Genomic DNA, 19273 nt, shown 5'->3' with positions numbered 1-19273 from the left:
GCCGGTCTCAGAACGATTTGGTGAGCGCGACCCAGAAGCGGTTCGCGTGGCCGGTGCCGAGCGTCGCCGGCACGTAGCCGAGCGTATGCGCCCAGGACATCGACAGCAGGAGATCGTGCGGGGCGGCCACGCTCGCGCCGACGCCCAGGCCCGAGAGCCGCACGTGATTGCTGCCCGGCACGACCGGATGCGCGACGACCTTGCCGTCGGCGGTGTCGACGAAAGCGCTCAGCGTGACGCGCACCGGCACGAGCGTCTGCGGCACGCCCTGGCGAAGTTCCAGGCTCGCGATGTAGGCCTCGTCGACGGGCGCGTCGCCGGTGGCGTAGGCGCGCACCGCGTACGGCCCGCCCAGCGAGATCTGCTCGGAGGAGTCGAGGTTGCGCGAGCTCGCCTGGCCGTTCAGCGAGAAGTACAACTGAGTCCCGTTGGCCTGCGCGCCCAGCACCTGGGTGTGCGTCAGCGCGAACACGAACTTCGAGAACGAACCCGCGATCTGCGCGGCGGCCTGTCCCGGCTGCGGCGACTTGAAACGCAGGTTGCCGTGCTGGGCGCCGAGATCGAAGGTCGTGATGCTCTTTTCGAGCGTCAGGTTGCCCGACAGCGCAAGGCGCGCGACGTCGCTGTTCTTGTCGTCGACGGAATCGAACGCGCCCAGATGATCCGACAGCAGCTTGTGATCGTAGCCGAGCGTCGCGTACACGTTCGCCGCGGGCGCGCGCAGCAGCGCGTAGCTCAGGAAGGTGGACCACACATTGGCGCTGCCGTAGGCGTCGAGATCGTCGAACTGGCCGCCCACCGAATAGGTCGAGCGCGTATAGCCGGCGCCCCAGATGAGCCCGCTGCCGCCGAGCGGCACCGTATAGCCGAGATTGCCGTAGAACTGCCCGGTGATCGAGCCGAGCAGCCGCGCGCCCAGCTGGTCGCCGATGCCGAGCGGATTGTTCCACTGCAGCGCGCCGATGAGCCGCGCGGTGCCGGTCGTCGTCTGGCCGAAGTTGTCGGCCTGCACGCTGCCCGACAGCGCCGGCGCCGGCGGCATCTGCAAGGTGAGGTCGGAGGTGCCCGGCAGGAGGCCCGGTGCAATCGTCGCGTTCGCGCCGGTGGCGCCGGCGGCGTCCTGCGCGAGCAGCGTCGCGCGGGTGAGCGCGTGCTCGTCGATCACGTCGCCGCTGTGCAAGGGCGTGAGGAAGCGTTCGAGCACCGCGTCCCGGGTGCGCGAACGGTTGTCGATGCCGATGCGCCCGTAATGCCCCTCGCTCACCGCGATGCGCACGATGCCATGGTCGATCTGCTGCGGCGGCACGGTGCCGCGCGCCACCAGATAGCCGTGCTGGCGGTAGAACGCGCTGATGCGGTCGGCGGCGTTGTCGAGATCGTCGAGCGAACGGTTCGGGCCGATCAGCGGACGCACCGCGTCGAGCAATTGCGCCGACGAAAAGACCGTATTGCCGCTGAACTCGAAGCCCTTGACCTCGAAGCGGATGCCGCCCGGCGCCGGTTCCTGCGGCGCGGCGGGCGCGGGCGTCACGTTCAGGCGCAGATCGGACGGCGGCGGCGGGGCGGGCGTCTGCTGCTGCTGTTCCCGCAGGATCGTGCCGGCGTTCGGCAGCGTCTGGGCGCGCGCATCGCGGATGTCGCGGAAGCCGGCGGCGACCAGCGCGGCCAGCAGCGCCGCGAAGCGCCGCCGCCCGGCGCGGCTGCGGCTGCGGGTGGAGGGCTCGAGGCGCCGGATGCGCGCGGGCCTCACATGCGGCAGACGTGACCGGGCCATGCGTCGTCCGGCAGACGGCTGCCGTCGCTCGACGAATCCGACCGCTGCTGCACCAGCGGCGCCGACTGCGGTTCGAGGCCCGGCGTCGCGTCCGACAGCGGCGCGGGATTCGCGGCGTCCGTGCGCACCGAATCGAGGATGCCGGGGAGCGTCGCCGCCGTCGCGATGGCGGGTTCGTCAGGCGGCTGATCGGGCGTCGCTGGTGGAGGTTGTGGTGGCGGCGGGGACGGTGGCGGCTCCGGCGGCGGTCCCGCCGCGATCCGCAGCGTGCCGCCCTGCGTGGTGATCCGGTAACCCGTCGGGCCGCCGGCCGTGGTGACCGTGATCGCGTATTCGCCGCTCGCAGCACCAGGCGAAGCGCCCGTGCTCGTCACCGTGAAGACGAACGGCTCGTGCACCGTCGGGCTGTCCGCGAACGCGTGGCCGTAGTTCGTGCCGTCGTAGCGCAGTGCGATCGTCACGTCGTTCGGGCCGAGCGTGCGCGGCGTGTCGAATGGCACGTCGAGGTTCAGCGCCGTCAGCGTGACCTGCTGCAGCGCATCGAACGCGAAGCGGTTGCCCGCGGACGACGCGGCGCGTGTATCCGACTGGCCGGCGCCGGCGTCGTAGGCGTCGCCCCAGAGCGCGAGATTGCCGCTTTGCAGGCCGCCGAAGCGGTCGGCATCCGGGGAATCGGAATAGACGATCCAGCGGCCATTGGGCGTCAAGAGCGCCTGGGCGCCGGCACGATTGTCGAAGGACGCCGACGCCAGCGTGATCGCCGTGCCCGGCGCGCGGCTCGATACCGGAGCGGCGAGCGTCAGCGACGGCGCCGCCAGCGTCACCGCGCCGCTCGCTGCAACGCCCGTCAATCCGGCGACGCTGCCGACCGTCAGCGGCGTGGCGCTGGTGACGGAGAGCGCGTTGGCATCGGCGGCAAGCGTGCCGATGTTGTTCGATGCATTCGTGAACGTGTAGGCGCCCGTGGCCCCTTGCAACGCAAGTCCGGCCACCGCGATGGCGGCGCGCTGCGTGGCGGCGCCGGCCGTCGACATCGCCAGCGTGCCCTGCGGTGCGGTCATGGCCGCGGCCAGCGCAATCCCGCGTGGCGCGGCGAGTGACAACGTGTTCGAGCCACTCCAGGCGACCGGCCCGTCGATCAGCACGCTGTCGCCCGCATTGATGCTGACATTGTTCGATGCGAGCGCCCGTGCCAGCGTGCTGCCTTGCATCGTCTCGAAGCGACGGGCGAACGCGGAGCCGCCGTCCGGTCCAACCCGCGCCGACAAGCCGCTGTCGATACGCCATGTGCCGGTCTGGCCCGATGCGGCCGCCGTCGTGATGTGCGCGTCGTCGGCCACGCGGACCTGGGTGCCCGCCGTCTCTATCGAGCCGCCGTTGCCGCCGCTGGGAGCGGAGGCGTCGAGCGTGCCGCCGACGCGCGCCACGCCGCCTTCCGCGACCAGCCGGATCACGCCGTTTTCATTCACCACGCTGCGCGCCTGGATGACGCCGCTGTTGTTCACGACGCTGCCGAACAGCGCGTCCTCGGCGCGGGCGGTGAGCCAGGCCTGGCCGCCATCGGCCTGGATGAGTCCGTGATTGGCGGCGAGCGCGTGCAGCGTCCCCTGATCGACCGACAGCCCGATCAGGCTGTGATCGCCGAGTGTGACGGCCACGCGGCTGCCTGCCGCGAGCGCCGTGACGCCTTCCGGGGTTGTGATGGTGCCGGCGTTGATCACGCGCGCGCCGACCAGCGCGACATAGCCGCCGGGTGCGCTGGTGAGCGTGCCGAGATTGACGACGGGCGCGCCGTCGCCGTCATCGCCATGACGATGATGCCAATGCGCCCACCCATGCCGCTGATCGCTCGCTGCGAAGGCATAGTGGCCGCTCATGAAATCCTGGGTGGACAGGCCGAGCGTCGAGGCGAGCAGGCCGCCGACGTTCACCTGCGCGCCTGGCCCGAAGATCACGCCATTCGGATTGACGATGAACACTTGCCCGTTGGCGCTCAGCTTGCCGAACAGCAGCGAAGGGCGTGGCCCGACGACGCGGTTCAGCGCGATCGCGTTCGCGCCGGGCTGATTGAAGGTCACGGATTCGCCGGGGCGGGTGCTGAACGCATTCCAGTCGATGCCCAGCCGGCTGCTGTCCTGCTGGATGACGGTGGCCGAACCGCTGCTGCCGATCGTCCCCGAGCCCGCGACGATGCGTCCGCCGCTCGGCCCGGCATCGACGGGCGTGCATGCCGCGCCCAGCAACGTGGCAATACAGAACCGCAAGGTGGGGGATGCGGTGCCCGCGAGCAGCGTGCTGAACATGTCGGCCGACTCCTCTCTGTTGCAGTGCATTGCGCCGGGGCGCCGCGACCGCATCATCAAGCAGTTTAGTGTTCCGAATCATGCTTGCAACTACGCGTTTAGTGAACCTGCGCCGGAGCGAGCTGTGTGCGCTTGCGCACTTAACGCACGCAACGCACTTAACTTGATGGCGCTTCAGGCGCGGGAAATTCAGGCGTGTTCGCTCGCGAGCGTGCCCTGCACGAATTCCTTCAGGAACGCGATCCAGGTCCGGATCTTCGCGTCCAGATACTGGCGCGATGCGTACATCGCATAGATCGTCATCGACTGGAGCTCCCATTCGGGCAGCACGCGCACCAGCGCACCGCTCTCCAGCCACGGCAGGGCAGCCAGCATCGGCAGCGGCGCGATGCCCAAGCCGTTCGAGAGCGCGACGGCCAGTGCATCGGCGGAATTCACGCGCAGCCGGCCCGGCTCCAGATCCACTTCGACCCGGCCGCGTGGTCCATCGAACAGCCAGCGGTCGAGCGGGAACACGGTCGTCACCATTTGCAGGCATGCGTGCTTCGGCAAGTCTTCCGGATTGCGCGGCGCGCCCGCTTTCTTCAGATAACCAGGAGATGCGCACAGCACGCTCGGCATCGAGCAGATTTTCGTGGAGACGAAGGCGGAATCCGGCAGCGTCGAGGTGGTGACCTGGAGGAACACGTCGAAGCCTTCGTCGAGCATGTCCGGCACGTGCTGCGACAGCGTCAGTTCGACCCGCACCTGCGGATGCGCCTCGAGATAGTTGGTGAGTGCAGGCACGACGTAATGCTGGCCGAAGGTAATCGGTGCATGCATGCGCAGCACGCCGCTCGGCAGGACCTGGGCGTCGCTGGCTTCGGCTTCGGACAGGTCCACCAGTTCCAGCACTTCCTTGCAGCGGGCGAGATATCGATTGCCGGCGTCGGTGAGCGCGACGCGGCGCGTCGTGCGGTTCAGCAGGCGTGTGCGCAGATGAGTTTCGAGTTCGGTCACCGCGCGCGACGCCTGCGCCGTGGTGATATCCATTTGCTGCGCCGCAGCAGTGAAGCTGGCCGCTTCCGCCACGCGCGCGAAGATTCTCATGCTCCGCAATAGGTCCATCGTGCTGCCGGTTTTTTGACGAAGCCGGAACTATCCCATGGCGGCGGTCCCGCGCGCAACCCGACCAGCCCGGAAACCCGCGGCGCGTTTCCGCACATTCGTTTCAGTATTCACATCTGTTACAGGCCTTGTAACCCGACGGGCCAGGCGCCTCGCTACTCTGGATACATGGCCGGTCTGCGGCCGCAGCCAGGAAGAGGATAAAAATGAACGTCAAGGGCTTGATTGGAGTGGGCATCGCACTGTCGGCGGGACTGGCATGCGAAGCGGCGATGGCGCGGGTGAGCGTCGGCATCAATCTCGGGGTCCCGGTCTATGCGGCGCCCGCGCCGGTCTATGTGGCGCCGCCGCCGCCGGTGTACGTCGCGCCGCCGCCTCCCGTCTATGCCGCGCCGCCCGCGCCCGTCATGTATCAGCCGGCGCCGGTGGTCATGGCGCCTGGACCGGCCATCTACATCGGCTGGCATGGCGACCGCTATTGGGACGGCAACCGCTACTGGGCGCGGCGCGACTGGTACGCGCATCACGGCGGCTATGGCTACCGTCACTGGTAAGGGCGAATTTTCCGGGGAGTGCACATCATGGATAACTCGTCACGAGCTCGAAGCCCGGCGCGCCGCGCGCGTACGCTGGCTGTAAGCGCCGCGCTGCTGCTGGCGGCCGCCCTCGGCGGCTGTGTCTATGCGCCGCCTTATGGGTATGCGCCCGCACCAGCCTACGGCTACGGTTATGCGCCGGCGTATGGATACGCCTACGGTCCTGGTTATTACGCGGCGCCTTCGGTGTCGCTGGGGATTGGTTTCGGCGGAGGCGGAGGTCATTGGCACGGACACTGATGCCGCGGTTTCGCCGGGCGTTCCGAGCGCTTTTCATCAATAGGAACGCCCGTTGCTGCGCTGGTCTTCATCGTTCCGGAGACTGCGCATCATGACCGAGCACACCGCACGCTTGCTGGCGCAACACGCGCATTGCGAGCATTTCATGTTGCCCGAGAACGGCTGGGTGCCGAACAACCGGCGCCTGCCGGTCATGCTCTGGCGCGGCGCAATCGAGCCGCTCGCCCCAGACGGCGCCGGCCGTTTCGAAGCCTTGTTCGCGCAAAACGGCTGGCCGCCGCAATGGCGCGACAGCGTCTTCGACTATCACCACTACCACTCCACCGCGCACGAGGCGCTGGGTATCGCGTCTGGCGATGCCGAGTTGATCCTCGGCGGTCCGCATGGCCGCGTGATCGCGGTCAGTGCGGGCGATGTGCTGGTGTTGCCCGCCGGCACGGGCCATTGCCTGCTCACGTCGGGGCGCCGCTTTCAGGTCGTCGGCGCTTATCCGCCGGGGCAGCAGTGGGACATCCGGCGCGAAGCCCTCGACGAACGGGAGCGCGCCGCCATGGAAGCGCTGCCGTTTCCGTCGAGCGATCCGGTCGCGGGTGAAGACGGGCCGCTGCGGCATCACTGGCACTGAGCGGCAACGGCGCTCAGGCCTTGCTCTGCTTCGAAGTTTCGACGCGCCGGCCGCCGATGAACGGCACCCGCGTGACGACGCCGGTCGCGAGCGCCGTCCCGACGAGCACGACCGCGCAGGCCGCCACCATGCCGGCCGACACGTGTTCGGCGAGAAACCACGCGCCCCACAGGATCCCGAAAATCGGAATGACGAAGGTGACCGTGATGGCGCGGGCCGGTCCGGCGACGGCGATCAAATGGAAGAACATCATGTACGCGATGCCGGTACACGCGACGCCCAGTGCGAGCACCGCGCCCCAGGAGTGAATCGATACCGCGCCGGCGGGCCACGAGATCAGCGCGAACGGCAGCAGGACGAGGGTGGCGGCGCTCATCGTCCCGGCGGCGACCGTCAGCGAATCGACGCCCATCAGATGCCGCTTGGTGTAACTCGCGGCGATGCCGTAGCACAGCGTCGCGGCGAGCGCGGCCAGTGCGGCGAGGGCGGTGGCGAGCGGTGACACGGTGGCGACACTGGCGTCGTGCGCGAACATCTGGTCCCACACCAGCGCGAGCACGCCCGCGAAGCCGAGCGCCAGGCCCGCAATGCGCATGCGCGTCAGCCGGTCGCCGAGCCACAGGAACGCGACCAGCGCGCCCCACAGCGGCGTGGTCGCGTTGATGACCGAGGTCACGCCCGCCGACAGGGTCAGCTCGGCATACGCGAACAGGCAGAACGGCAGCGCTGAATTGAGGATGCCGACCACGAGCAGCGGCCACGCGCGCTGGCGCATGGTCGCGAGCGCCGGACGCAGCGTGCCGCGCAGCACCAGCATCAACAGCAGGAACGCCGCACCGATGCCGACGCGCAGCGCCATCAGCGGCGCCACGCCGAAATCGGTGACGCCGACGCGGATGAACAGGAACGAGCCGCCCCACAGCGCGGCAAGCACAAACAGTTGAGCAAGATTGGCGGGATTCATGGCTGGGCGTTGTTATAAGAGTCGATGTGAAGCCATCGTAGCCACGGCGGCGCGGCTGACGTTTCGGCGCGGCGTGAAACGAAACATGCAAGGGAGGGCGTGCCGCGCCGGGTTTCACGCCCGCATCGTAGGCGCGCGCGGGCGGGGCGGCAAACGAGCAATTCTCACCGATATGTGAGAAAAATTGGCAAGGGCGAGGCGCGCTGCCGGGCAGGCGCATCAGCCGATTGCCGTCATCAGGAAACGGTGCGAACCTTGCCGCATAGGTCAGGAAGTACGCTTCTTGCGGCGCTGTGGGCGCCGCCCTCTCAGGAGAGAACCATGGACAATGCAAACGGCAGCCCATCCCCGCTGCAGCCCGGCGAACCGCCGCTGATACGCCGCTCGGTGACCACCGCAATGGATGCCGCGCTCGCGCCGGGCGCGGCGCAGGAAAAGGGAGCCAGCGTTATGCCGCTGACGCCGGGCGAAGCGCACAAGCCCAGTCATCACGCGCCGTATCACGTGCACGGCAGCGTGCTCGAAGGCGGCGACAGCCCGGCCGTGCTCGCGCAACCGGCCGCCACCGCGGCGGAGCGGCAGGGCAGCCGCTTCCATCCGTCGCCGCCGGCGGCCCGCCGTGCGCGCGACGCCCTGGCCGACGCACAGCAGCGGGTGGCGAAGCACTACCGGCAGGTGAGCGAGGGCACTGACGATTACGTACACGACAATCCGTGGAAGTCGATTGCGCTGGCGGCGGCGGGCGGTCTGATCATCGGCTTGCTGGCGGCGCGCTGAATCGCGTGAATGGCCGAAAAGGCCGCGCCGGATCGCATTTGCGTGACCAAAGCGGGCCTCAAGCTTGCTGAATTGTGGATACGCGCGATGCAATTCATCGCGCGCACGCCACCATGGAAGAACGTTCGTACGACATCTGCACCGAGCGGTGCGAGATCTGGAACCAGCGAACCTCAGCGCTGGCTGGCCCGCGGCGTGTGCTGATCGTGCATTCGGAATCGAATGTCGGCGACTCGTTCGCGTTGCTGCTGGCCATGCGCGGCTACGAAGCCGTGCAGGCCGGCCAGACGCAGAACGCGCTCGTCCTCGCCCGGAAGTGGCGTCCGCAGGTGCTGTTCGTCGATACGCAGGTTGGCGAGCAACATGACCACGCCGTCGCACGGATGATGCGTGCGGCGCTGGCCGAGACAGGCAATGCCGCGGAGCTTCCGTTGATGATCGCGCTGGCGGCGGACGCGTTGCGCGATCCGCGTGACAGTCTGTTTGGCGCAGGCTATGACGGCTTCTGCCGGACGCCGTGTCCGGTCTGGTGGATGTACGACGTGTTGAAGTGTTTCTACGCGCATTGAGCAAGCACTGGGCAAGCACGGGGGAATGAGCCGGAACCCGCTGACGCGGGCCGCCGGCGCATTCCGGCGAGTGCGGAATGCGCCGCTTGAAAACCTCTGGAAACGACTCCGTCACATGCTCTTGGACGTCTTGAAGTCGTTGGTTTCCAGTTCGACCGATTGACCGTGATTACGCTCGAGCGCACGCCGGGCGGCGTCCTCGATCTGTACGCGTCCTCCTTCGAAGGCGGAAAGAAGGTCATGCGAAGACGTGCCGCTGTTGCCGAAGTGATCGTTGAGCGCATCGAGGGAGACACTGCACCAGACTTCGCGATCGTCCACCTTGGCCTCGAATGCGACACGCGCTGCCGCCACGACATGACGTCGTCCGCTGAACTCAATCGTCATCCTCATCACCTCCTGACATTCGTTGGGAATACGCAGAACGCGCTCGTCGCAGGCGACGCAGGCGCTCCGCTACGACGATGCTCCCGACGGCACGCGACGCACACCGTCTGAGGGCATCATACGCCCGGCCTCGCGGCCCGGCATTTCAACGACCCTTTGCAATGGCCGTGCCCGCATGCGCGCCCGACGCCGGGACTTCTAGCAACACGCGCAACCGCCGCGATGGCGCATGCCGTAACTGCCGGCATCCTCCGCGCCGGAAGCCTGCGCGCCCGAACCCCCGACGCTCGGCGCACCGACGGTCACGCGCGCGGCGATCACGCCGCATGCGGGACAGACGGCGGGATCGTCGCGCTCGGCGATGCGGCGGACGGCTTCGAATGCGCCGCAGGATGCGCATTCGTAATCATAGACAGGCATGAGTGTTCCATTCGGGAAGGGTGACTTACCAGTCCAGTTTAGCAAGCTGGCGCAAGGCGTTCATCGTCGGTCCGCCGCGTGACCGTGCTGATGCGACATGGCGTGGGCACCGCCATTGCTGGCAAGAAGGCGAACGTTCCGCCCAAGGAGACTCCATGAAACACACTACAACGCTGCGTGCAGCGCTGGCCGCTTCGGTGATCGCGGCGGTGCCGCTCGGCGCGCTCGCGCAAACGGAGGCGGCCAGCACCACGATCGCCAACGACCTGGCGCCGGTGGACAAGGCTTTTGTGCAGGCCGCGTCGTCCGCGGGATCCACGGAAATCGATGCGGCGAAGCTCGCGACGAAGCAGTCGCAGGACAAGGACGTCAAGAGTTTCGCGCATCACATGATGGTGGATCACATGAAGCTGGCCATGCAGCTCAAGATGGCCGCGCCGCACGGCGTGACCGTGCCGATGAACAATTCCGACCCGTCCGCGCTCGATTCGCTGAAGGCGCTGCACGGCAAGGAGTTCGACACCGCCTATATCCAGAAGCTCGGCATCCAGGGGCATCAGGAAGCGGTGCAGGTCTTCCAGAAGGAAGCCGCGGAAGGCCAGAACGCGAAGCTGAAGCAGGCCGCACAGAAGGCCCTGCCGACTATCCAGTCGCACCTGAAGATGGCGCAGGATCTGGCGGCCAAGAAGGGCGTGCAGCCGTAACGCGCCACAGCTCGCCTCGAATGCGTGACGCCGCGCCGCTGTCCTAGCGCGCGGCCTTGCGCAGCATGCGCAGGCGCGCCTGCTCGAGTGTTTCGAACTTGCTGTCGGCTTCGTCGTACACCGACACCTTGCCGCGGCCGATGTCGTACACCCATCCCTGAACCTGGATCTTGCCCAGCGCGAGCTGTCCGGCCACCGCCGGGTGCGTGCGCAGATGGGTCAGTTGCAGGCGGATGTTCTCTTCCACCATGGCCTGGACGATGCGCTCTTCCTCGAGCTTGCGGGCCATCACCACGCTGCGGGCCGCTTCCGCGTTGCGCAGCCAGGCGTGCACCGTGGGCATCTCTTCGGCGATGGTCGCGCCCGAAGCCAGACCCTTCATCGCGCCGCAATCGGAATGGCCGCAGATCACGATCTGCCGCACGTTGAGCGCGAGCACCGCGTATTCCACCACGGCCGACACGCCCCCCAGCATCTCGCCATAAGCCGGCACGATATTGCCGATGTTGCGGCACACGAACAGCTCGCCGGGACGCGTCTGCGTGATCATCTCCGGCGAGACGCGCGAATCCGCGCAGGTGATGAACAGCGTGTGCGGCGTCTGGCGGCGCGCGAGGCTCTTGAATAGCGCTTCGCTGTCGGGAAACACGTGACGGCCGAAATCGTCGACGCCTTGCAGGAGATAGAGGAGATCGGGCGTGTCGGCGCCTTCGCGTTCGTCGTTCTTCGCGGATGTGTCGGGCATGAGAAAACCTTTAGCGGTGCGTGGGCGACGCATCACGCGCGTCGCCTCTGGACGAGAGCTTGCGGACTTTCAGCAGCGGCCGCAAGTCGTCCATTCGGCCAGCACGCATTCGAACGCAAAAAAGCCCGTCTTCCGCCCGTAAATGTTCGCTTAGTTCGGTTAATCCGAAGCAAAAGATCCGAAATCACATATTTTTCGACGGCTATCGTTTCGCTAAATTGCTTGCATCGAAAGCAAAAAGTAAGGAAGAGAAATGAAATGCCCCGTCTGTCCCGAAAGTGACCTCCTGATGACTGTCCGTGACGGCATCGAAATTGACTATTGCCCGCAGTGTCGCGGCGTGTGGCTCGACCGTGGCGAACTCGACCAGCTGATTCGGCGCGCCGAGCAGGCGTCGCTTGCCGAGGCGAAGACCGAACGTGAGGAATGGCGCCGCGAGCAGGACCACGGGCGCGAGCGTCGCCCGATACGCGGCGACGGCTACCGTCATGACGATCATCGCTATGTCGATCCCCGCAATGGGCGCGAGCATCCGCGGCGCAAGAAGTCCTTTCTCGGCGAACTGTTCGACTTTGACTGAAAACGCCGCAGTCCATCCCCGCAAGATTACCCCGCACCACCACGGAGAACGTCAATGGCAACGGTCAAGCAGGTCCTCGAAAGCAAACGCGACGCAACGGTTCACACGATCGATGCCGAAGCAAGCGTTCATGAAGCAGTCTTGTTGATGTCGAAGGCGCAGGTCGGCGCCCTGGTGGTCCTGGTGGGCGATGCGGTCTGCGGCGTCGTCACCGAGCGCGACTACGCGCGCAAGGTGATCCTGATGGACCGGGCGTCGCGCACGACCACGGTCTGCCAGATCATGACCGCGCCCGTGCTGTCCGTGCGCCTCGGCACGAGCACCGAAGACTGCATGGCGCTCATGACGCAGCAGCGGATCCGGCATCTGCCGGTGATCGAGGCGGGCAGGCTCGTGGGCATGGTGTCGATCGGCGACATGGTGCGCCAGCTGATCGACGAGCAGCAGTTCGCCATCGACCAGCTCGAGCGCTATGTGCGCGGCCCGCACGACCATACCCCGGCCTGCGCGCTCACGCGCCGCAGCACGATCCCGCAGACTCTCGAGACGCGCTTTTCCTGATCCGCGCGACTGGCTTACAGATCAGGTTGCATCCATGCCGGCGATCGGCTCGACCGGCCGCGCCGGTTCTGCCGGCGGCGCGAAGTCGCGGCGGAAGCGGTTGAGCGCCGAGAGTCCCATCGAGAGGCCCGGATCCAGATAATGGACGATGAGACTGCGGCGCTCGCCGTTCAGGACGTCGAGATTGCAGTGCTGCATCAGAAAGCCGTTGAAGATGAATACGCTGCCGGGCTTGCCCTTGACGCGCGTGCAGATGCCTTGCTTCAGATGCCGTTGCGTGCGTGCGGTGCGGATCGACAGCGGCAGATGACGCTCGCCCCACTGCAGGCTCTTGGTGAAGAGGTTGCCCAGGCGTCCCGGCAGGCGGCGCGGCTTCGAATAGGCGATGAGATCGCCGGCGCGCTCGTCGTCGTCCGCGGATTGCAGCAGGATCACGAACGTCAGCACGTGCGAATCATAGTGACGGCAATGGCTGTTCGCCTCCTGCGCGACGCTGCCCACGCGCAGGCCGAACCACGGACCCATCGCGGCCTTCGCCTGCAAGGTGTTGTCGACCCAGTCGGACGCAAGCCGCACCGATTCGCTTTCCAGTTCCTTGAACTTCGGAATCTCGCGCAGCGTGTGCAGGATGTCCTTGGCGCTGTTGAAGAACTGCTTGTGATCCGGCGTCGCCGCATGGGCGGCGTCGAGCTTCCCCTTGATTTCGGCAAGCAAGGGCTTGGGCACGACCGATTCGAACACGGCGAGCTCTCCCCGGCATGCCCGCAGCAGTGCCGCGTGGTCCTGTTTTTTCATGGCTTCCCCGAAGATGACGACTGGTTGACTGCGATGCATGGTGGACGTGGATGCGTCGGCGTCGCCTGCAAGCCGGACGGCCCGCCTGTCGACGCGTGAGTCCGCCCGTCCGGCGCGGACCGTTGCGGCCGTTCGCCGCGACATGACATGACGGCGCGCGCCGGCGCATGGGCGGCGCGCTGCATGGTGGTCTGTCCATGCAGCGGCGCGCGTAACGGCTGCGCGGAAAGGTGTCGCCGGCTGGTCTCGCTCATGGCGGTTTCTTGTTCTTGCTTGTCTTGTTGTGTCGTGCCCGGATCCTTGCCGATCCGTAGCGCTGTCCGTTTTCCGTCCCCCCAAGACTAACCAGTGAGTACATTTCCGGACTTTGTGCGGCAATCCTAACGGCCCGGTTGCAGCGCGAATGTACGACGGCGCACGCGCTCTGCGGCGCCTCGCACGTCGGACTTACCCCGAGCGGTACGACCAATCGATGCCTTTGGCACGCGAGGATCGTCCGGGCAAACGTTCTCCGCGCCCCGCGTTATGAGCGCCAGCCGACACAGCAAACGTTGGCGAGCAGGGGCCGCCCGGCGCTACGTGCGTCCGCGCACGGATGACGAATAAGCATCCGGGTAATTTTCGATCTCAACAAAACGGGCCCGGCCAGGCTCGATACGCACACCGCGACGCTTGAACAGAATCAGAACGCGTTATCACCGGTGCCTGCGGCAAACGACGATCCGAACACGGACATATGACGGGGTATCAATGAACAGGGCAACGCTCGAAGACAAACTCTGGGTGGCGACCTTCATCATCGCGGTGTCGAGCGACGTGCTTTCGGGCGTGATCCGCTATGCGACCTCGATGATCCACCTGGCGCCCGCAACCTATCTGCCCAAGCTGCTGATGCTCGCCTGGGTGCTCCTCATCATCATCAAGCGGCCGAAGGCCAATCACGCGCTCATCGCGCTGTATCTGCTCGCGCAATCCTTCGTGTCGCTGGCGCATGGCGTGGCGCCCGAAGCGGTCGGCTTCTGGGTGTGGACCGTGATGCCGATGCTGTTCGCGCTCACGGCCTCGCCGGGGGCGCTGCAGTTGCTCAACGGCGGCGCGGCGCGAGTGGCCTTCTTCCTGCTGGCCGCGGCCTGCTTCACCGGCCTGCTGCTGAACAGCTTCGCGCCGATGCCGTGGGTCGGGCAGAGCGTTTCGGTGGGCGGGCACAATGTCGCCGTGGCGATGAACTCGTATGTCGGCGTCGCCTCGCGGCTGACCGGCTTCGGCCGCGACAGCGCCTCCACCGGTCTCATGGTCGGCCTCCTGACCACCTGGCTCCTGACGCGCACGCGTTCCAGGCTGCTGCAACTGGCGCTGCTCGGCTGCGCGGGCGCCGCCGTGTATGCCACCACCAACAAGACCGCGCCGGTGGCGATGGTGCTGGTGGTCTGCGCACACTGCTTCTTCGCGACCCCGACCATCAAGCGCGCCTGCCTGTGGGCGATCGGCGTGGCGGTCGGCTTCCCGATCGTGACCTTCCTCGCCACTGCCGCGATCAACCTCGCGGGTTCCAGCTACGTGACGCTGGCCTCGTTCCAGGACCGCATGTGGAACACGTGGCCGCGGCTGATCGAAGGACTGCTCAAGGACAATCGCATCTGGCTGGGTCTCGGGCCCGGCGGTTTCGGTTCGGCATCGACCTACTATGAAAGCGCCTTCGGCTTCCAGGTCGCCTACGCGGACAACACCGTGCTGTATGCAGTCGCGAGCTTCGGCCTGATCGGCACGGTGGTGCTCGTCTGGGCCCTCGTGCGCCTGATGATGCGCGCCGACGACAACGCCGTGCGCACCTCCTGGGTGATGCTGCTGTACCTGCTGTTCGCCTGCGCCAGCACGGACATCTGCGAGTCGATCGGCTGTCTGCTGTTCCTCGGCGTGACGATCCGCTATCTGCACGTGAGCGTGCCCGAGACGTACAGCCGCCTGAGTCCGATGAGCCCGATGAACCCGCTGAGCCGCATCACGATGCCGGGACAGACGCCCGCTTCCGGCGTGGTGATCGACGAGCACCAGCATCTCGACCCGCGCCTGAATGCGCCGGTGACGGGCTACGGGAGGCATCTGACGTGAGAAGCCTCGGTCCTCGCCTGGCCCGGCGCGTGACGCTGGCCGGCCTCCTTGCGTGCTGCGGCGCCTTGCTGGCGGCATCGCCCGCGCCGACGGTCACGCTCGACGGCGCGGCCGGCTCCGCCGAAGAGCACTATGTCGCGGCGCCGCGCTTCGGCGCGTCGCGGGCGAACACCGGCGTGGCGATCCACCAGATCAGCGATCCGCGTCTGCTCGATGCCGTGAAGGACGTCGGCTTCTCGTTCGTGCGCACCGATCTCTTCTGGGAAGCGGTGCAGGCGCGCGACGGCTGGCACTTCGGCGAGTTCGACGGCCTGGTGTCGAACCTCCAGGCACGCGGCCTGGGCGCGCTCTTCATCCTCGGCTACAAGCACTACATGTTCAGCCCGGACCAGCCGCCCACCACCGCGCCGCAGCTCGCCGCGTTCCGCACGTATGTGGTCCAGTCGGTGTACCGCTACCGCAACGCGCCGGTGCGCTTCGAAGTGTGGAACGAGCAGGACCACAAGGATTATTGGCTCGCGCCGCCATCGCCGCGCGCGTATCGCGCGCTGCTCGAGACGGCGGTGAGCGCCGCGCATCAGGCGAATCCGGACGTGACGATCGCGACCGGCGGCGTGCAGCAGGTGGACCGCGACTTTATCCGCGCGGTGGGCGACATGAGCGCGTCGAAGTCGAAGACCGGCCCGGACGCGGTGAGCGTGCATCCCTACCGGCAGCAGTATCCGGAGACGGTGCTCGACGACTACGCCGCGTTGCGCGAAGACCTCTCGACGTATCAGAAGCGTCCGCAAGTGTGGGCCACCGAATGGTCATACCCGACCTATGCGTACGACTATGTGAAGGACATCGGCAACGGGCATTCGCCGGAAGCGCGGGCCCGCCAGGCGAAGTATGCGGTGCGGCTGTTCCTGATGAACTGGATGGCGCAAGTAGGCCTGACCTCGTATTACGACATGCGCAACGACGGTCGCGATCCGAAGGAGATGGAACACAACTTCGGCCTGCTCGACGCGGACAACGCGAAGCTGCCGGCGTATCACGCGGTGAAGCATCTGTTCGGCTTCACGGCGGGCGTGAAGAACGCGCGCTACTTCATGGATGACGCCGAGAAGATCGCGGTGCTCAAGTTCGAGACGGGCGGCGCGACGAAGTATGTGGTGTGGTGCTACGGCGCAGGTAACGTGATGAACGTCGATGTCTCGCGCCTGCCGGCCAACGCGGTTATCACGGACATGTACGGCAAGCCGATCACGAGTCGCGGCGTGCTGGCGGTGACTGAAGCGCAGGGTCCGGTGTTCGTCACGGCGGGATGGTGACGCAGGCAACGAGATTGAGTTTGGGTTTGCGGTGGTGTGCGGGGAGGGCGGGGTGCGGACGGGGAAAACGCACCCCTGCCCAGTTGAATCGGTTTGGATGCCGTAATGGATTTACCGACGATGGCCAGTCGTAACTGACGTCCTTGGTCTTTACTTCTTTGTTAGGGATATAACATGCTTTCATACAACATGCGCCCCACCATGACGCCAGTTCCGCACCGTGGTGACGGAATCGTGGATCTCTGGCGCAGCGTCGTACGTCACAAGACCTTGCTCGGCGCGGTCACCGGCACCTGCTGCGCGGCGGGTGTGCTGTACATCCTGCTGGCGACGCCGCAGTATCGTGCGGAAGCGCTGTTGCGCGTGCAGAGCAAGGCCGGCGTGGCGATCAGCTCGCTGTCGGACGTGTCCGGCTCGATCGCGGCCGAGGGTTCCGCCAACGACGAAAGCGACGTGCTGACCTCGCGCTCGGTCGTGAGCGCGGCGATCGCGCAGACGGGCGCCGAGACGGTCGTGCAGACCGAGAGCCATTTCCCGCTGATCGGCCGCTGGTTCGCGATGCGTCACGCAACTGACCGCGAGCTCGTGCCGGCGCCGTTCGGCCTCGACCAGTACGCGTGGGGCGGCGAGCGTCTGACGCCGGGTGTGTTCAACGTGCCGAAGGCCGCGCTGCAGATGAAGTTTCACATCATCGCGGGCGAGGGCGGCCGCTGGACGCTCTATGACAAGGACGACGCACGCCTGGCTGAAGGCAAGGTCGGCGAGACCGTGCCGTTCCAGGTGACGACGCCCGAAGGCACCGCGCCCGGCGAAGTGCGCATCGACACGCTGCGTGCCCGTCCCGGCGTCGAATTCCAGATCACGAAGTATTCGCAGCAGACCACCTTCGACAACGTGCTGCAACGCCTGCGCACCGCGATTCCGCCGCGTGACTCGGCACTGCGCGATCCGGCGCTGATCCACCTGACCTATCAGGCCGAATCGCCGTTCGAGGCGCAGGCGATGGTCAACGCGATCGTCAAGAACTATCAGGAACGCGACGTCGAGCGCCGCGCCGCGCAGGCGCAGACCAGCCTCGACTTCCTGAAGCAGCGCCTGCCTGCGCTGAAGGCCGATCTCGAACGCGCGGAAAGCCGTCTCAACACGTTCCGCACGCAGACCGGCACGGTCGACATGCAGCAGCAGAACGTCGCGCTGATCACGCGCATGAGCGCCCTCGAGGAACGCCAGACGACGCTGCAGCTCGCGCTCGACGCCGCGCAGCATCGCTATCGTCCGGATTCCGAGCCGTATCAGAGCGCCCTCACGCAGCTGAACCAGGTGAAGCGCGAAATCGGCGATGCGACCAAGACCGCGGCAACGCTGCCGAGCATCCAGCGGCAATACGTCGAACTGTCGCGCGATGTCGCCGTGACGACGCAGCTCTACACCAGCGTGCTCACCAACGCGCAGCAGCTCGAAGTGGCCGCCGCCAGCACGCCGCCGGGCATGGCCGTGGTGGACTGGGCCATTGCGCCCGAGAAGCAGTCGTGGCCGCGCGCGTGGATCGTGCTGCTCGGCTCGATCTTCGGCGGCCTGTTCCTGAGCACGGTGTCGATCTACGCGATCGCGCTGCATCGCCGGGAACTGCGCAGCCCGGAAGAGATCGATCACTTCTCGCAAGTGCCGCGTCTCGCCGTGATCGCCCGTTCGACTGCGCAGCTGCGTCAGGATGTCCGTGCGCTCACGCATAACGCGGCGCCGGCCCGCCTGCTCGCGATGACGAACCCGACCGACCCGAGCGTCGAAGCCCTGCGTTCGCTGCGCAGCAGCGTGCGGGCGATGCTCTCCGGCGTGCCCCTCGCGAATCATCCGGGCTTCCATGGCCTGCATCCGATGAACCCGCTCAACCCGATGAACCCGATGGCGCTGAGCCACGCAGTCGGTCACACGGGCCACACGACGGCGGTGATGAATCCGGGCTATGTGCTCGAAGCACCGGGCGCTCGCGACAACGGCGGCCGCGTGATCCTGTTCACGGGTCCGACGCAGGGCGTGGGCAAGAGCTTCGTGTCGTCGAACTTCGCTTACCTGCTGGCCGAGACGCGCGCTTCGGTGCTGCTGATCGACGCCGACATGCGCCAGGGGCGCCTGCGTCATCTGAGCGATGACCGCGAGCATCCGGGCCTGGCCGAGGTGCTGGCCGGCACGGCGAAGGTGGAAGACGCGATCAAGCCGCTCGGCGACGGCGGACTCTCGCTGATGGACGCGGGCGCCGAATTCCCGGAAAACCCGGCGGAGCTGCTGACCCGTCCGGCGTTCCAGGAAATGATGACGATGCTGCGCGACATCTACGACTACATCGTGATCGATTCGCCGCCGGTGCTGCCGGTCGCCGACGCACTGTCGATCGCGATGCAGAACTGCGACCTCGTGCTGCTGGTCTCGCGCGCGGATCGTACGGGGGCAAGGCAACTGGAGGAGACGCTGCGCCGTCTGGAGAATGTCGGCGCGAAGGTGGGCGGGCACGTGTTCAACGGCTTCGCACCGGGACGCTACGGTGCACGTGAGGAATACGGCATCCGGACGTCCACGCGGTAATACGTTGTTCAGGGCGGGCGTGCAACTGACAAGCTGACAAGAAAAGCCTCCGCCGTTTCCTGAGCCGGAGTGCTGGGTTGCCAGCCTCCGGCTTTTTCCTTTTTCCTGCGCGCCTCAGGGG

19 protein-coding genes are annotated in these 19273 nt (G+C 66.7%); 11 read left to right on the top strand and 8 right to left on the bottom strand.

What is annotated here, in order from left to right:
* Positions 1-7 precede the first annotated feature (7 nt).
* The 3 genes from QCE62_RS07940 to QCE62_RS07930 form a co-directional block, all read right to left on the bottom strand.
* Positions 8-1774: a ShlB/FhaC/HecB family hemolysin secretion/activation protein gene (locus QCE62_RS07940; protein WP_309916314.1), complete on the bottom strand. Its 1767-nt coding sequence runs from the start codon at positions 1772-1774 to the stop codon at positions 8-10.
* On the bottom strand, positions 1747-4077 hold the full coding sequence (locus QCE62_RS07935) for a filamentous hemagglutinin N-terminal domain-containing protein (protein ID WP_309916312.1): 2331 nt from the start codon (positions 4075-4077) through the stop codon (positions 1747-1749). The genes QCE62_RS07940 and QCE62_RS07935 overlap by 28 nt, the downstream gene beginning before the upstream one ends.
* Positions 4078-4266: 189 nt before the next feature.
* A complete protein-coding gene (locus QCE62_RS07930) occupies positions 4267-5184 on the bottom strand; it encodes a LysR family transcriptional regulator (RefSeq protein ID WP_309808375.1) in 918 nt (305 codons plus the stop codon).
* Between the two features lie 206 nt (positions 5185-5390).
* Between QCE62_RS07930 and QCE62_RS07925 the strand changes: the two genes are divergently transcribed.
* The 3 genes from QCE62_RS07925 (at position 5391) to QCE62_RS07915 (ending at position 6645) form a co-directional block, all read left to right on the top strand.
* Positions 5391-5738 carry a hypothetical protein gene (locus tag QCE62_RS07925; protein ID WP_309916309.1) on the top strand — a complete coding sequence of 116 codons (348 nt, stop codon included), beginning with the start codon at positions 5391-5393 and terminating at the stop codon, positions 5736-5738.
* 27 nt (positions 5739-5765) lie between these two features.
* Positions 5766-6020 carry a hypothetical protein gene (locus tag QCE62_RS07920; RefSeq protein WP_309916307.1) on the top strand — a complete coding sequence of 85 codons (255 nt, stop codon included), beginning with the start codon at positions 5766-5768 and terminating at the stop codon, positions 6018-6020.
* Positions 6021-6111: 91 nt separating this feature from the next.
* Positions 6112-6645 carry a cupin gene (locus QCE62_RS07915; RefSeq protein WP_309916305.1) on the top strand — a complete coding sequence of 178 codons (534 nt, stop codon included), beginning with the start codon at positions 6112-6114 and terminating at the stop codon, positions 6643-6645.
* 13 nt (positions 6646-6658) lie between these two features.
* Here the strand turns inward: QCE62_RS07915 and QCE62_RS07910 are convergent, their stop codons facing one another.
* Positions 6659-7609 carry a DMT family transporter gene (locus QCE62_RS07910; RefSeq protein ID WP_309916302.1) on the bottom strand — a complete coding sequence of 317 codons (951 nt, stop codon included), beginning with the start codon at positions 7607-7609 and terminating at the stop codon, positions 6659-6661.
* 321 nt (positions 7610-7930) lie between these two features.
* On the opposite strand from QCE62_RS07910, the gene QCE62_RS07905 reads away from it, so the two are divergent.
* Entirely contained in the window at positions 7931-8386 is a 456-nt protein-coding gene (locus QCE62_RS07905) for a glycine zipper domain-containing protein (protein WP_309916300.1), read from the top strand.
* A 113-nt stretch (positions 8387-8499) separates the two neighbouring features.
* A complete protein-coding gene (locus QCE62_RS07900) occupies positions 8500-8955 on the top strand; it encodes a response regulator (protein ID WP_309916297.1) in 456 nt (151 codons plus the stop codon).
* Positions 8956-9066: 111 nt separating this feature from the next.
* On the opposite strand, the gene QCE62_RS07895 is transcribed toward QCE62_RS07900, so the two are convergent.
* Positions 9067-9342: a DUF1488 domain-containing protein gene (locus tag QCE62_RS07895; RefSeq protein WP_309916294.1), complete on the bottom strand. Its 276-nt coding sequence runs from the start codon at positions 9340-9342 to the stop codon at positions 9067-9069.
* 198 nt (positions 9343-9540) lie between these two features.
* Complete coding sequence (locus QCE62_RS07890) at positions 9541-9762, bottom strand: zinc ribbon domain-containing protein (protein WP_309916291.1); 222 nt, start codon at positions 9760-9762, stop codon at positions 9541-9543.
* A gap of 155 nt (positions 9763-9917) precedes the next feature.
* On the opposite strand from QCE62_RS07890, the gene QCE62_RS07885 reads away from it, so the two are divergent.
* Positions 9918-10466, top strand: a complete 549-nt coding sequence (locus QCE62_RS07885; protein ID WP_309916289.1) for a DUF4142 domain-containing protein — start codon at positions 9918-9920, stop codon at positions 10464-10466.
* A 43-nt stretch (positions 10467-10509) separates the two neighbouring features.
* Here QCE62_RS07885 and QCE62_RS07880 read toward each other — a convergent pair whose 3' ends face one another.
* Complete coding sequence (locus QCE62_RS07880) at positions 10510-11211, bottom strand: carbonic anhydrase (RefSeq protein ID WP_309916287.1); 702 nt, start codon at positions 11209-11211, stop codon at positions 10510-10512.
* Positions 11212-11464: 253 nt separating this feature from the next.
* Here QCE62_RS07880 and QCE62_RS07875 point away from each other — a divergent pair, with 253 nt between their 5' ends.
* Both QCE62_RS07875 and QCE62_RS07870 read left to right on the top strand, forming a co-directional pair.
* Positions 11465-11791 (top strand): zf-TFIIB domain-containing protein, encoded by a 327-nt coding sequence (locus QCE62_RS07875; RefSeq protein WP_309916285.1) that lies wholly within the window; start codon positions 11465-11467, stop codon positions 11789-11791.
* A gap of 54 nt (positions 11792-11845) precedes the next feature.
* On the top strand, positions 11846-12352 hold the full coding sequence (locus QCE62_RS07870; RefSeq protein ID WP_309916283.1) for a CBS domain-containing protein: 507 nt from the start codon (positions 11846-11848) through the stop codon (positions 12350-12352).
* A gap of 21 nt (positions 12353-12373) precedes the next feature.
* Here the strand turns inward: QCE62_RS07870 and QCE62_RS07865 are convergent, their stop codons facing one another.
* Entirely contained in the window at positions 12374-13147 is a 774-nt protein-coding gene (locus QCE62_RS07865; protein WP_309916280.1) for a hypothetical protein, read from the bottom strand.
* A gap of 750 nt (positions 13148-13897) precedes the next feature.
* On the opposite strand from QCE62_RS07865, the gene QCE62_RS07860 reads away from it, so the two are divergent.
* From QCE62_RS07860 to QCE62_RS07850, 3 genes are all read left to right on the top strand, one after another.
* A complete protein-coding gene (locus tag QCE62_RS07860) occupies positions 13898-15256 on the top strand; it encodes a hypothetical protein (protein WP_309916277.1) in 1359 nt (452 codons plus the stop codon).
* Positions 15253-16572: a cellulase family glycosylhydrolase gene (locus QCE62_RS07855; protein WP_309916274.1), complete on the top strand. Its 1320-nt coding sequence runs from the start codon at positions 15253-15255 to the stop codon at positions 16570-16572. The genes QCE62_RS07860 and QCE62_RS07855 overlap by 4 nt, the downstream gene beginning before the upstream one ends.
* Before the next feature lie 234 nt (positions 16573-16806).
* Entirely contained in the window at positions 16807-19152 is a 2346-nt protein-coding gene (locus tag QCE62_RS07850) for a polysaccharide biosynthesis tyrosine autokinase (RefSeq protein ID WP_309916271.1), read from the top strand.
* The last annotated feature ends 121 nt before the right edge of the window (positions 19153-19273 follow it).

The sequence above is a fragment of the Caballeronia sp. LZ033 genome (assembly GCF_031451265.1).
Taxonomy (GTDB): Bacteria; Pseudomonadota; Gammaproteobacteria; order Burkholderiales; family Burkholderiaceae; genus Caballeronia.
The sequence above is the reverse complement of the archived record's forward strand: the minus strand, read 5'-3'. Positions and strand labels throughout refer to the sequence as shown.